General features: G+C 29.3%; 10 protein-coding genes. 1 reads left to right on the top strand and 9 read right to left on the bottom strand.

Going from position 1 to position 14,619, the window contains the following annotated elements:
* Positions 1–157 precede the first annotated feature (157 nt).
* From PLW95_06195 to PLW95_06160, 8 genes are all read right to left on the bottom strand, one after another.
* On the bottom strand, positions 158–1,999 hold the full coding sequence (locus PLW95_06195; protein HOV22254.1) for a BREX system Lon protease-like protein BrxL: 1,842 nt from the start codon (positions 1,997–1,999) through the stop codon (positions 158–160).
* 15 nt (positions 2,000–2,014) lie between these two features.
* Complete coding sequence (locus tag PLW95_06190; GenBank protein ID HOV22253.1) at positions 2,015–2,809, bottom strand: hypothetical protein; 795 nt, start codon at positions 2,807–2,809, stop codon at positions 2,015–2,017.
* Between the two features lie 590 nt (positions 2,810–3,399).
* Positions 3,400–4,263, bottom strand: coding sequence for a bifunctional 5,10-methylenetetrahydrofolate dehydrogenase/5,10-methenyltetrahydrofolate cyclohydrolase (locus tag PLW95_06185; GenBank protein ID HOV22252.1), 864 nt, complete (start codon positions 4,261–4,263; stop codon positions 3,400–3,402).
* Positions 4,238–4,876, bottom strand: a complete 639-nt coding sequence (locus tag PLW95_06180; protein HOV22251.1) for a cyclodeaminase/cyclohydrolase family protein — start codon at positions 4,874–4,876, stop codon at positions 4,238–4,240. The genes PLW95_06185 and PLW95_06180 overlap by 26 nt, the downstream gene beginning before the upstream one ends.
* A complete protein-coding gene (locus PLW95_06175) occupies positions 4,866–6,374 on the bottom strand; it encodes a rhamnulokinase family protein (GenBank protein ID HOV22250.1) in 1,509 nt (502 codons plus the stop codon). Before PLW95_06175 ends, PLW95_06180 begins: the two co-directional genes overlap by 11 nt.
* 92 nt (positions 6,375–6,466) lie before the next feature.
* Positions 6,467–7,339, bottom strand: coding sequence for a hypothetical protein (locus PLW95_06170; protein HOV22249.1), 873 nt, complete (start codon positions 7,337–7,339; stop codon positions 6,467–6,469).
* A gap of 33 nt (positions 7,340–7,372) precedes the next feature.
* The gene (locus tag PLW95_06165; protein ID HOV22248.1) at positions 7,373–9,964 is read right to left on the bottom strand and encodes a hypothetical protein; all 2,592 of its coding nucleotides are present in this window, start codon (positions 9,962–9,964) and stop codon (positions 7,373–7,375) included.
* 28 nt (positions 9,965–9,992) lie between these two features.
* Entirely contained in the window at positions 9,993–10,145 is a 153-nt protein-coding gene (locus tag PLW95_06160) for a hypothetical protein (protein ID HOV22247.1), read from the bottom strand.
* A gap of 222 nt (positions 10,146–10,367) precedes the next feature.
* Here PLW95_06160 and PLW95_06155 point away from each other — a divergent pair, with 222 nt between their 5' ends.
* Positions 10,368–12,503, top strand: coding sequence for a beta-galactosidase (locus tag PLW95_06155; protein ID HOV22246.1), 2,136 nt, complete (start codon positions 10,368–10,370; stop codon positions 12,501–12,503).
* A gap of 42 nt (positions 12,504–12,545) precedes the next feature.
* On the opposite strand, the gene PLW95_06150 is transcribed toward PLW95_06155, so the two are convergent.
* Positions 12,546–14,444 carry a right-handed parallel beta-helix repeat-containing protein gene (locus tag PLW95_06150; protein ID HOV22245.1) on the bottom strand — a complete coding sequence of 633 codons (1,899 nt, stop codon included), beginning with the start codon at positions 14,442–14,444 and terminating at the stop codon, positions 12,546–12,548.
* Positions 14,445–14,619 lie beyond the last annotated feature (175 nt).

The following is a 14,619-nucleotide window of genomic DNA, read 5'->3' as shown; positions in this document are numbered from 1 at the left end:
GGGGGTTTTCCCCTTTTGCTTTTTCTTTATTTTTCTTTTGCTACTTTCTACTTTTTCATTTATCGGAAATAGTTCTTATTTATCGTAAGTCATTGATATTCAGGCACTTGTTAACTTCGTAGGTTAACATATGCCATTAAGAGCGGTTCAAATAAAATTATTTGAGTTGACATTTAATATTTCTATAGGAAAATTCAAATGGTAATAATTTATAAAGAAGTTTATTTACATTTTGTCTTAATTCAATAGCAAATTCTACTATTTCTAATAATTCTTCATTATTGATATTCTTATCAGGGAATAAAATTTTAAGTAGTCCTGCACTTATTTTTTTAATTGCTTTTTCATCTCTAATGGTTATAGTTTCCCCAATGAGTTTAATTTTTTCATCAATAATTTCTATGAAATTTTTAGTTTTCATTTGATGAAAAAATTCACATAATACATCAGAAGTAAATCCAAATCCTTGGGCAAGATGTTCATCAGAGGTCAAAATTTTAGGTAATTCCCATCCTTGAATAAAAGCATGAATTCTATCTAAAAAAGCAGTGTCCCTGATTATAGGATGGATATCTTCATTAATTAAATTGTCAATGTTATTCGCTGCTACATTATCTATAAATACTAAACTGCATTCACTATGTGCTCTTTTTAATCCCAACCTTTCAAAAAATCCATCAACCATATAATCCTTTAATTTGCTTATCATTTCTTCTGGTAAAATGACTTTTGAAAGTTCATCAAAAATAATACAATCTCTTCTTACAATTTCCCCAATAGTTTTATATGTCCCGTGATAAAATATCTGGGCTGGACTAACTTTTCCACCTGCAAAAATTCTCGTATATATTGAAGAGTTCCTATAAATATATGTTTTTCCTGTTGCTTTTGGCCCAAATTCTATTAAATTAACATTGGCTTCAATAAGTGGAATTAATCTTGTTAAAACCAATAGTTTTTGTTTAGGTGAATAGTTTTTTGGCTCTAAACCAATTGACCGGATAATTATGTCTTTCCAATCTTCAATTGAAAATTCTTTTCTATTTGAAATTATTGGATTGACAGATATAGAAGAAATTTGATAAGGAGTAAATTCTGTCAAAGTAATATAGAATCCCGGAGTTATTTTTTCTTTTTCAATAAACTTGACTACTGACTCAATTATAAATTCTTTTATTTCTTCTTCTACAATAGTATTTACTTTCCCTTCTTTATTCTCAAAAAGTTTCCATCTTTTTTCTGCCATTGAATAATATTGAATTTGTAAAGATAAAACTTTCTCATTTCGTTGATATACTATAAATGGTTTAAATATATAATTTGCTAACAATTCTTGTCCAATTCTTATTATTATTTCATCTGGTATATCATCAATTTTAAAAGAATTTTTTCCTGTTTCTTCTATTTGTTGAAAAATTTTTCTATAATTTGAAATAAAAAGTGGGTCTTTATTACTTGTTGTTATTATTTCAAATCCACATTCTTCAAGTTTTTGAATAAAAATTTCTAAAAATATATTTTTAAAATTATATGGAAAAGACAGAGTATCAATTGAATGTGTTATTAGCAAAATGTTTCTGGATAATTCTATTTTCCCAAGTCCCCACATTCCACCTCTTAATAAATCTCTGTTATTATCAAGAACTTCTTCTTTAACCCACGCATTATTTATTTGAAAAGAGGGAATGTGTAAACCGGGAATAATTTCTGAAGCAATACCTCCTGAAACTTTCATTTCTACATAAAATTCATCCATAATTATTTTTATCCCTTCTTTTCTTAATTGATGTAAAGCATCGTTTCTTTCTTCAGGAGATATATAATGCTCTTTTAAAAAATTATAAAGTTTTTCTGTATTTAATTTGTCATTTTCCAAAAATTTCGTTATCAAATATTCGCTAATAAATCTTGGTAATCTACTTACTTCTTTTGTCAAAGCAAGTTTTTTGTTAACTACTAAATTTGGAAATAGGTTTTTTAATTTTTCGTCTAATTGCATTTTTTTTAATCCCTTTTATTTTAAAAAATCATCCCAACTTCTTAATTTCCCTTTTTCCAAAAACTCTTTTTGGGCTTCATTTTCCATTTTTTTCAAAAGTATGTCAATAGCATCTTTTTTTGAAATTTCTGCTATTTCTTCTAACTTTTTTTCGTATTCTCCTATTTTTTCATTTAATTCTTTTTCTTTAGAAATTACCCATTTTTCTCTTTTTATCAATTCTCTCTGTTGTTCCCTCAAATTTTCTTCTATTTTTTTACTCTCTTTATCTTTCATCGCTAAACTTTTCTCTTGTTCTTGTAATAGCATTATTTTCTCGCGAATCTCTGCTTTTGTCTCATCTACCTTTAAAGATTCTTCTTTTATACGAGCTCTTAGTTTATTAAGATTTTCTTCTTGTCGTATAAATTCTTCATCATTCATTTTCTTTTGAAAGCTCAAATCTTGTTCTTTTTTCTCTAATTCATATTCTTTTTGTATCAGAATAAACTCTTTTTTATTTAAACTCTTTTTCTCTTCTTTTAATTCCTCCTTTATTTTTTCAATTGTTTCTCTTTCTTTTTTGGATCTATTTTTTTCCTGTTGTATTTCCGCCATTTCCCTTTTTATATTTTCAAGTTTTTCATTCGCTCCTTTTAATTTTTCTTCTGCTTCTGATATTGCTTTATTTTTTATTATTTCAGCAGTTTCTTCAATTTTTTTCTTTTTCTCTTCCGCCATATTTTCTTTTCTTTTTGCTTTTACAACAAAATAAATTTCCACTGCTATAATAATTAACCCAATAATTAACCCAATAATTAAAATAATCATTTTTTATTTTTTCCGATATGTTTTCAGTTCTTACTCATATATCACATCAGAATTTAATATTTGTTCTCTTTTTGCACAACTTCCATAAAGACCTGCTGATTTTATTTTGTATTTTCTGAAAATCCCAAATTCCGCCATAATTAGGCACTAAGTAAGTTTATTATATCATATATTCATCACAGCAACAGGGTTTTTTAACAAAGGTAGATGCTATACCCTAACGCCTATATAAACATTATAAGAAGAAAATAAGTTTTATACCCATTTGAGTTTATACATACAGTAAAAACCTTTCCCCTCACCTTAAATCCCTTGGGCGTATACACTACGGGCGAGCCTTCTCCCCTCCACCACAAAATTCGCCACAAAACATTGCGAATCCTCTGCGATTTTTGGCGGAAAGACGGCGGACGGGCAAAGGGGAGAAGGAAATACATTCCCTCTTTCTCTCCTCTCCCCGATGGGGAGAGGTCGGGGTGAGGGGGTTTTCCCCTTTTGCTTTTTCTTTATTTTTCTTTTGCTACTTTCTACTTTTTCATTTATCGGAAATAGTTCTTATTTATCGTAAGTCATTGATATTCAAGCACTTGTTAACTTCGTAGGTTAACAGTACTCTTTGCTGCCATAACAATATTTCTTAAAAGAATTGCAGTTGTAACTGGACCAACTCCTCCTGGAACAGGAGTAATTAAGGATGCCTTTTCTTTTGCCTTTTCATATTCAACATCCCCAACAATTCTGTCTCCTACTCTGTTTATTCCAATATCTATCACAATACTTCCTTCTTTTACCCAATCACCAGGTATAAGATTTGCCTTCCCAACTGCAACAATTAAAATTTCTGCTCTCCTTATATGCGTCTCAAGGTTACCTTTATCCGATGTTCCAATATGACAGATACAGGTTGTTGCAAATTCATTTACAAGAAGTAAAGCAACTGGTTTCCCAACAATATCACTATGACCAACCATAACAACTTCTTTTCCATAAAGGTCAATGTTTAAAGAATCAATAATTTTTTTTACTGCAAGTGCAGTACAAGGTGCAAGAAACGGTTTGCCATAAATAATCCATCCAAGATTTACTGGATTTACTCCTTCAACATCTTTTATTGGTGAGATTTTTGATTGGATATTTTTTACATCTATGCCAGAAGGTAAAGGTAGTTGCAAAATTATCCCTGTAATCTTATTGTCCAAATTAAGTTCTTCAATAAAAGATATTATCTGATTTTCATTATAACTTTCAGGTAATTTTTTTAACTCATATTCAATCCCTATTTTTTCACAATTTTTTTTCTGTTGTTTTATATAAACAGAACTTGCCGGATTTTCACCAACACTAACTGCAACAAGTTTTGGATAAATTCCTTTTTCTTTTAATTCCTCTATTTCTTTTTTTGTATTATCTGTTATTCTTTGTGCAATTTTATTTCCATCTATAATATCTCCCATTTTGAACTCCTATTTTTTCGACTGCATAGTTATAAATTATCTCTACCTTTTTTTCAAGTTCTTTTTCTTTCTTATTCAATATCTTCATAAGTGGCAGATATTTATTCTTACCATTTTCATCAATATACTTAATATTTATCAAAATATTTAGTTTTGCACCTTTAAAAGATGAAAGAGATAGAATAGCAACAATTCCTGAATCAGAAATTAAGTGTTTGTTTCCATATTTTGCAACAAAAAAGGAAAAGGCAATTAAATCAGCCATATAATTACATATTTCATTATGCATTTGAATTGATTTTTCAAGATAAATTTGCTGTTTCTCCTCATTTTTTGAGTTTTCTTTTATTTTTTTATAAATTTTGCTATCTTCTTCAATATAAGAATAAAGAACCTTTTTAATCTTTTGATTTTTGTTTTTAATATCAATGAACTTATTTTCATATTTTTTATATTTTTCTTTTCCAATAGTGTAATTCAAAACCATATCAAGAAGTGAACAACTTAAAGAGGAAACGAGAGATACAACACTTCCACCACCAGGAATTGATGTTTTAGATGATATTTTTTCAAGATAGGTAATTAAAGAGTCAGAAAGGAAATTACAATCCATCATGAAACTCCTTCAATTTTTTATATTTCTCATAACTTTCTTCCCAATTTGAAGTATCTCTTGGTTGAAAAACAATCAGAGGAAATGAGTTTCTTACAATTTCTCTTAACTGCGAAACATCTGATATTTCATTATCCCCTATTGCTTGAACAAGTAAATTGCCGATACCTGTTGCTTCTGATGGGCCTGTTATAACAATTTTTTTCATTGATGAGGCAGAAAATTGAGATAATAGTTTATTTTGGCTTCCTCCTCCAACAATATGTACCACATCTATTTTTTCTTCTATTATTTGTTCAAGATTTTCAATGTTATATCTATATTCTAATGCCAAACTTTCAAGAATAACACGAACAATTTGTCCAATTTCCTCTGGTATTTTCTGTCCTGTTTTTTTACAATATTCCTTTATTTTCTCTGGCATATTACCAGGGAATAAAAATACCCCATCATTAACATCAATAAATGAATAAAATGGCTGTGAATTTATAGCAATTTCAGTTAAAGTTGGATAGTCATAGTAATTACCTTCTTTTTCCCAATATCTTCTGCATTCCTGTAAAATCCATAATCCCATAATGTTTTTGAGAAATGTAATACTCCCACCAAAACCTCCTTCATTTGTAAAATTGTAATTAAAACTTTTATCATTTATTATTGGTTGAAATAGTTCAACTCCTAAAAGAGACCATGTTCCAGAAGAAATATAAGCATATTTTTCTTCTTTTGCAGGAATAGAAACAACAGCAGAAGATGTGTCATGAGAACAAACTGCATAAATATTTATATCTTCCAATCCAATTTCTTCTGAAATACCCTTTTCCATTTTACCCAAAAATGTTCCTGGCGAAATTACTTCTGGCAGAATGCTAACTGGTATATTCAATTTCTCAATAATATCATAAGCCCAGTTTCCTCGTGGCGCTTTATCCTGTCCTTCTAATAAAGAATTATACATTTGAGAAGTTGTTGCAATTGTATATTCTGAAAATTTCTTTCCTGTAAGAAAGAAGTTAAAAAGGTCAGGCATAAATAATAATTTTTCAGTTGAGTTAATTATATATGGAAATTCCTTTTTTGTAGAATATAGTTGATAAAGAGTATTTATAGGCATAAATTGAATTCCTGTTTTTTCAAAAATTTCTTCTTTTGGAATAATACTAAAAACTTCCTCCATAATTCCATCTGTTCTGCTATCTCTATAATGAAATGGATTTGATAGTAAGAGATTTCCTCCTCCAATATATGCACAATCCACTCCCCATGTTGTCACCCCAACTCCACTTATTTCTCCCTCCTCTTTCGTTTTTTTTAAAATAATCTTTATTTCATCAAATATTTTTAAGACATCCCAGAAAATATGAGAAAAAACATTTGTATTATAAGTAGGAAATCTATGAATTTCTTTGATTTTTATTTTCTCTCCATTAAATTCCCCAACAATACCTCTACCTGATTCTGCACCCAAGTCAATTGCAAGATATTTTTTTACTCCCATATAAATAATTGTATATGAAAACCCATTATTGTCAAATTCAGGAACATAAATAAGCCCCCCTTTTCCTCTAATGGGAATTTGAATGAAATAATTTAAGACCAGTGAATCAGGTCATAACTTTTTAGAAGAATAAAACTTGTTCTATTATTCTTATCTTCACCCATATAAATCATATAATATTCACTATTTTTTGATAGCCCTTCAATTATAAAAGGAGCGCCAAATCTTAATTCACTTTCTTTTATAATAGGTACATCACACAAACATCTTTTATTCCAGTTCAAAAGGTCATAACTTTCAGCATAGGCAATTTTTTGATATGTTAATGAAGCAGAATATAACATAACCCATTTTTCTCCTACTTTAATTACACAATTATTTTCATTTCCATCTGGTTTTTCCCAATCATAATTTACTCCAATAACTGGTTTTTCTTTTGATACATCTTGCCAATTTTCAAAATCATAACTTTTTGCCATCCCTATCATATTATAACCATTACCTTTTAACCATCTATTTGAACCAACATAAAAACAATAATAAACTCCATTATTTTCAACAATATAAGGGTCTATTGTTCTTCCATCTTCATTCCATTTATTTGTTTTATCTGTATTAAAAAATTTTTTAGGTGGAGAAAAATTTTCAAAGTCGTAAGTCCAGGAATAACAAAGGTAATGTGGAAATTCCTTATATTGCTGATAACAAAGAAACCATTTATTTTCTACCTTTATAATATTTCCAGGAGAAGCATAACCAATTGGAGAAATACTTCTTATTTTATCAAATTCAATAAAATCATATGTTTTTGTCATCCCAATACAGACAGTATCATCTTTTAAATTATGAATTGTAAAAAAAACATAAATTATACCATCTTTTAAATAACATGCTGGGTCCCTCAAATTGACTTCTTTATCTTTCATTACTGGATTTTTAATTTTATTATAATCAAATTTTCTCATTTTTTTTCCTCTTTATATGTGGTTCTATCAAAATTATCTTTGCTTTTCATACCTATCTGTTAATTTTAGTATGTAGTTAATCATCTCTAAACGAATAGTTTCTAAATCCCCTCTCTCCACATCTATTTCTTCTAAATATTTTTCTGCCTCAAGTGCTATACTTTTTATTTTTTGATTTTTTGATTTTTTCCCTTTTTCTATTTCTATTTTTAAAGTTGTTCCATATCTTATATCATCTTGTCCTTCCCTATAACCTTCTAATGCAATTGTATCTATTACCCCGTTTACTGTTGGATAAGTAAAATTATGGTCTCTATATGTAGGATGGTCAAAATCATTCCAGATATTCCCAAAAGAATGCTGATAAGCATACGTCGCTGCTCCATCATAATTGCTTTTCCATAGAACAAGACCAAAATTTCTTCTCCATACCTCTGGATTCTCTGGACCTGCTTGCGGATGGGCATAACACCAAATTTTATGCCCAACTGCATGCCACTTTTCTGCTTCTTCTCTTGATGGATAACCAGCACGAACAAATAAATCCTGTATATCTCCCATTAAAGCAAAATTATCTCCTTTATAGCCAGCAACAAATACTTTACCTCCTGCCCCGTGTATTGCTTCCCATGCAGGCCTCTGGGCTGATAACATTTCTCCTGATGCCTCATCAATACCATAAAAATAAACTTCTTCTATTCCATATTCTTTAACAAATTCTATGATTTTTTTTATAGCAGATGGTGGACAATTAGCACTTATAATAGAATAAAGAATTTGGTTAACTATCCCTACTTCCTGCCTTATTTTTAAGTACTCTCCTAAAAATTTTTCATCAGAACCTTGATAACAAATAGGATTTGTTATCCCATGTTCATACATATCTTTTAGTTCTGCCTTTAATTGTTCTTTACTTTTATATTCCGATGATATTGTCCCTTCCGGATAATCTTTATGTAGAACTCCACGATAATAAATACTTGAAATAAAATCTTCGTTTATATCATAATATGTTTTGGGAGATGCAAGAATAAATGGCAGAACTTTTACTCTTAATATAATTTCCCCTATTTCTCCTTTTGTATCTGATAGTTTTATTGTTCCTGTATATATCCCATCCTTTGTATCAGAAGGGACTTTTATTGTTAACCAGAATTGTTTGTTTGTCTTTTCGGGTATATTCACTGGCAAAAGAACAGAACTATCTTTTACTGGATAATCATTTATAGATAAAATTTTGGCTTGATTTCCTTCAGGTTCATCTGGATCGCTTATCCAAATATATTTCTCGCCTTCTGGAAAATTTAGTTTTAGATAATTTTTTTCATTTTCATAGTCAATTTTTATTAAATTATCATCATTAAGCAATAATTCTGGAACTAATACTCTGTTATTTTTTTCCTGAATTATACTACTCCATGCAGTCCCTGATTGATACCAACATTTTACCAACTTTATGTCTATATTTTCAGAAGATATAATTCCTTTTTCTCCTTTTAAATCTTCAACTTCTACTTTCAAAGATGTTATGTTAGAAAGTGAATGTATTACAAAACTCCCTGACTCATATTCTCCAGGCGTTGCTACTAATTGTATCTCATCAGATATATTACCAGGAATAAATGTATCTTTGGGTAATATCTTCTGTCCACTAATTGGGGAGATAATATAAATAAGACATCCCCTTTGTTTTATTTCTCTTTCTGAAATACTCTTTATGGTTTTAATAGTATCTTTTAGTTGTGTTAATGAAAGATTCATTTCATCTACCTCTGGCTTATTGATATATCCTCTTTTTTTTATTTCCTCTATTTCTTTCTTCAAAATATTTATCTTTTCTTCTACATCTTTTTTTATTACCTCTGCCTCTGGAGTAAGAGAGGTAAATGTAGATATCTCTTGCTGACTTTCTACCAATATTTTTTCCCAATCAGATATTTTCTTCTCATCAAATCTCGTTTTTACAACTGACCACCTTCTCTCTATCTCTTGTTTATATGATTCTTCTGTTGGAACTTCTCCTTCTATTTTTATATCGTCTACATAAACAACTACTCTCTTGCCTGAACTACCATATAGAAAAATTCCTACTCTATCAACATAAACGCCTACATCTTTCCCACTTACCCACCAAACATGTTGCTTAAACACTCCCTCAGCAGTCTCTTTACCATATTTCACTAAGTCACCTTCTATTAGTTTCCATTCGCCTTTTGTTGTCCCATAAGTATCAAAACTACCACAACTAGAATACCAAGTAGGTGGGAAAATTACATTTACTCCTAATCCAGCACTGCCTGTTGTTTCTTCTCCTAAAAGTATGCTACCTGAAAATTTTAATTCCCCTTCTGCTGGAACTTTTACAGGAATACACCAGTAAAAAAAGTTCCCTTCTTCAAAGGTTATATCTAATTTAAAACTCTGCTTGCCTGAAAATGCTTTTTCATCTGTTAATCCCTTAAAATTTATTGTATACTTTCCATTGCTTGTCCAAAACTTCACAGGATCTTTTTCTTCAAAGTCCTCTGTATAGATATATTTTTTCATCTCTAATCCCAATACGTTCCCTGCAAAACATAATAAAAACAAGCCAAATACCAACCTGGTTAATATCTTTTTTAACATTTTTTCCCCATATCTTTTTCTCTTCTATTCATTCTCTTGATAAAAAGCGGTAGAAATTGTTTGTCAAAAACTGATAAATTTTATCATGTTCATCATCATAATATGTTATTATCCTTAATTTTTCAGGATATTTCTGTTGAGTAATTTGTCCCTCAAGAATAATTTCCTCATCTACCAGCAATCCCTTCTTCCTGTTAGCTTTCTATTGTCCAATAACCCTATAATTCATATCTTTTTTGCCATCGTTACAAATTATATTCCTCTTTCTGAGTAAATTATAATCAAAAAATAGTTTCTACAAAAATTTGACTTTCTAAAACTATATTTTACAATATCTATATGAAATTAAAAATATAAATTTTGTTTCAATTGAAAATAACCAAAACTTTAGCAGTACCTCACAATTAAAAAGGAGAAATTTATGATATTAGGTGTTCAATATTATAGGCCACCATTTCCAGAAAAAAAATTCTGGAAGGAAGATTTGAGTAAAATTCGTGATTCTGGCTTTAATACTATTCAACTTTGGGCTTGCTGGGGATGGATAGAACCCAAAATGGGTATTTTTAAATTTGATGATTATGATGAACTTATTTCTGAAGGTGAAAAAAAAGGACTAAATGTAATTATTAGCACAATTGCAGAAATTCATCCTTTCTGGATTCATCGTATTATTCCTGATTCATATATGATAGACCATATGGGAAATAATGTTATTTCCAGTCTTAGAATTGAATGTAATGTTGGCCTTACTCCTGGTGGTTGTACTGACCATCTTAAAGTTCAAGAGTTAATGGAAAATTTTTTAAAAACGATAGCAAAACGGTATGCAGGGGTGAAAAATCTTATTGGCTGGGATTGTTGGAATGAAACAAGATGGGCAGTCCAGGCAGATGGATATGTTTGCTATTGTCCAAACACCTTAAATCTTTTTAGAGAGTGGTTAAAAGAAAATTATGAAAGTTTAGAAAACTTAAATAAGGCATGGAAACGTAGATATTCTCAATGGGAAGATGTTTTTCCAGGAAAACTTCCTGCTCGCCCTTATACTGAAATGATGGAATTCTTAAAGTTTTTAACATGGAGAGCAACCAAACATATGAAATTTCGTTATGAATCTATAAGGTCAGAAGATAAAGAACATATCATAACTGCCCACTGTGGACAGCCATCAATAATGAGTTTAGAAGGTGGATTTGAACAAACATTATGTAGAGGAAATGATTGGTTTTTGGCAGACCAATTAGATGGATTTGGTTCCTCGCACTTTCCTCTTTGGGGCAGATTTGATGAATCAATTCTGGGAGTTAGGATAGAAGCAATTCGTTCAGCAACAAGAGGAAAAGTTATGTGGGTTAGTGAACTTCAAGGTGGTTCTGCAAGAAATGGACATATGGTTGACCTATCAGTTCCAGCAGATTTACAACAACGATGGATATGGAATGGATATGGGCGTGGTGCAAAAGCGGTAATTTTCTGGTGCTGGCGTGATGAGGTATTTGGAAGAGAATCATCTGGTTTTGGAATTGCAGGTAATGATGGAAAAGCAGAAGAAAGAATTAAAGCAATGAAAAAAACAGGGAAATTGCTCAATAAATATAATGACTTATTTCAAACATATCAACCTGATAATCCCAAAGTTGGTGTTTTATTTGAACCAGATAATTACTATTTAAACTGGGCAAGTGATGGAAATAGTGAACTTGCTGGGAAAAATTTATTAGGGTATCTTTTATCTCTTGAAAACTGTAATATACCCTATGAAATTGTAGAAAGTAATCATCTTGATATTCTTTATAAATTAAAAGTTTTATTTATGCCATGGTCATTAATTATTCGTCCAGAAGTTGCTGTTCATTTAATGAAATTTTTACAATCAGGAGGAACTATTTTTTGTGAAGGTGAAACAGATTCATTTACTTCACTTGGTTTTTATCGTTATCCAGGAGAAGAAAGAAATTTTACTTGGGAATTAGGAATTAGTGATGAGGGAAGAAGAATTATTAACCAGGAAGAAATTGCAGTATTTCTTAAAAATAAAAAATTCTCTCTTAAACCAAGTGGATGGTTAACTCCTCTGGTTAGTAAAAATAGTTCTTTTATATTGGCAAGAGATATAAATAACAATCCTATTTTCATAAGCCAAAATTTTGGAAAAGGGAAAGTTTATATGATTGGCACTTTTATTGGTTTACCATATTATTGTAGTCAATACAAAGATTTTGAAGAATTACTGTTTGAAGTTGTGAAAGATTGTAATGGACTTCCAGAATTAACAGTAGAGAGCAAAGAGGAAACAAATACTATTAAATGGCAAACTGGCATTTCTGGAAAATATAGATTATTGTTTTTAACCAATAATGGAAATGAAAAGTCAGTTTTTATTAGTGCATCAGAAAAATTTTGGGGTAATTCTTCTGAAATTGAAGACCTTTGTACAAATGAAAAAATTCCTATTGAAATTAAAAATAACAAAAAAGGATTTAAAAAAGATATTGCGCAAGGAATTTTTTCCATTTTTCGCTGGGAAAAATTTTAATAATAAATAGAAGGAAACTTAATTACTACTGTTGGAAAAAAATTATTTTTTCAAAAATAAAGATATATCAACTTCTTCAATTTTTGAATTTTTATCCATCCCTTTCTCTTGCCATTGTTCAAATGTAAATTCACCAAATTTGAATTTTTGTCTAGAAGTATTCCAATAAATGTTTTTATCAAAATAAAAATTAAAATCTTTTAAGTTTCCTTTTAAAAGTTCTCCTTCTTCCCAATAAACAATATTATCAACAAATTTAAAAGATAAATGTTGTTCTTCTTTACTTCTTACTATCTGTGTTTCTTTCCCAAAAGCGAAAATATTTTTTATTATTAAATTGTTCTTACCATAATGTTGATGAAATCCACCATGAGTCGTATAAAAAACCATATTCCCATAAACAATAATTTCTGAACTTCCTTCATCAAGATATATTCCCCACCCGCCATATCTATATGCAGAAATATTGTAAATTTTATTTTTTCTCAAAATTGTTCCGGGTTGTATCCCAAGAGTGTAAATTCCCCCCATATCACTTAAAAATGCTTCTTTTTCTCTTTCTGGTTTTCCGATATGGTGAATTTGGTTGTATTCAATTATATTGTTGTAAGCAAGAGATGTTTTATAACCCCATGTCCAGCCAACTGATATACCTGAATAATAAAGATTATAGATATTACAATTTGAAACAATATTATTGTAACTCTGTCCTATTAATACTCCAACACACTGGTGAAATGTCTTACCACAATTATAAATTTCACAATTAACAATTTTATTCCCATATGTATGTCTTAAATAATCATTTTTTAATAAATCAACTTCATCGCTTCTTAAAAATTCCCCTATTTTTATTCCACCTCCTGCATTTTCAAAAATTTTACATTTTGTTATCTCATTATTTTTACAACCATCTCTAAATTCAATTGCATAATTTCCAAGTTTAGAAAAATTACAATTTTCAAAAGTTATATTTTTACAACCACTCCCTTTTATACTACCTGAAATCTCATATCCTGCTTGCATGTCTCCAGCAGAATTTTTATCTAGTGTAAAGTTTGTATGTGAAAAAATAATATTTTTAAAATTGATATATTCCACAAATTCATTATTTTTGTAATTACCTTCAAAAATAATTAAATTTTCAAGATAAGGAACAACTATTTCAAAAATATTTTCATTTTCAAGAGGGATATAATATATTTCTTTTTTTTCTTTATCAAAATAAAAAGACCCTTTCTGATCTATATCAAAAATATTCTCAATATAAAATCTTGCAGGTGTATCTCCATCATAAAGATACCTTAAACTCTTTTTCTTAAATTTCACAATCCCTTTTTCATAATCTACTTCTTTAACAGGAAGATGAACATCAACCCATAAGTGTAAAAAAATAAATTCACTATTTTCTATATATTTAATGTTTCCTAAAATATCCTCTCTTAAATAAATTAAATCTTCCCCCTTGTTCCAATCAGAAGGAATTTTATCTCTTTTATATAATAAAAATTTTTTTTCTGGAAATCTTGTTCTGTTTCTTTTTTCCCCATTTATAAAAATTTCTCTTAAATCATCTTTAATAAATGGGACTTTAAAAACAATAATTTCTTTCCCATTTATTTTGGTTTCATTCCATTTCTCTATTTTTTTACCACCACTTATAACAACTTTATCATTTTTAAAAGATGTAAAAAGAACAGGAAATTTAGGAGTACCACTATCATCTGAATTAAAAATAATTGGCTCATCAAGAAAATAAGTTCCTCTTTTCATATAAAAAACAATTGGTTGTCTTAATTTACCATTTTCTTTTTGCTTAGTGATTTCTTCCTTTGCTCTTTGGATTGTTCTAAATGGGCCATCACTATTATTTTGATTAGAAAACGGAATTTGTCCTGACCAATTATCATTTCCTTCCTGCGAAACATAAAGTTTTATCATATCATCTCCTCTTTTTCTCTTCTTCTATTCTTTTCTTTTCCATTTTCTTTTTCCTCTTTTTTATACTAAATATTAGTGTTGTATACTATACTACAAAAATATTACCTGTCAAGTCAAGTTGCCACTCAAAAATGAAAAATCCTTATTTCATACGGGTTTCTGCAAATATGTAGTG

The sequence above is a fragment of the bacterium genome (assembly GCA_035370465.1).
Taxonomy (GTDB): domain Bacteria; phylum Ratteibacteria; class UBA8468; order B48-G9; family JAFGKM01; genus JAGGVW01.
This window is presented reverse-complemented; position numbering and strand designations above follow the sequence as displayed.

What these genes read in the sequence shown, in the direction of transcription:
- PLW95_06195 (HOV22254.1), bottom strand. Translation starts at nt 1,999, where the DNA reads ATGCAATTAGACGAAAAATTAAAAAACCTATTTCCAAATTTAGTAGTT.
- PLW95_06190 (HOV22253.1), bottom strand. Translation starts at nt 2,809, where the DNA reads ATGATTATTTTAATTATTGGGTTAATTATTGGGTTAATTATTATAGCA.
- PLW95_06185 (HOV22252.1), bottom strand. Translation starts at nt 4,263, where the DNA reads ATGGGAGATATTATAGATGGAAATAAAATTGCACAAAGAATAACAGAT.
- PLW95_06180 (HOV22251.1), bottom strand. Translation starts at nt 4,876, where the DNA reads ATGGATTGTAATTTCCTTTCTGACTCTTTAATTACCTATCTTGAAAAA.
- PLW95_06175 (HOV22250.1), bottom strand. Translation starts at nt 6,374, where the DNA reads ATGGGAGTAAAAAAATATCTTGCAATTGACTTGGGTGCAGAATCAGGT.
- PLW95_06170 (HOV22249.1), bottom strand. Translation starts at nt 7,339, where the DNA reads ATGAGAAAATTTGATTATAATAAAATTAAAAATCCAGTAATGAAAGAT.
- PLW95_06165 (HOV22248.1), bottom strand. Translation starts at nt 9,964, where the DNA reads ATGTTAAAAAAGATATTAACCAGGTTGGTATTTGGCTTGTTTTTATTA.
- PLW95_06150 (HOV22245.1), bottom strand. Translation starts at nt 14,444, where the DNA reads ATGATAAAACTTTATGTTTCGCAGGAAGGAAATGATAATTGGTCAGGA.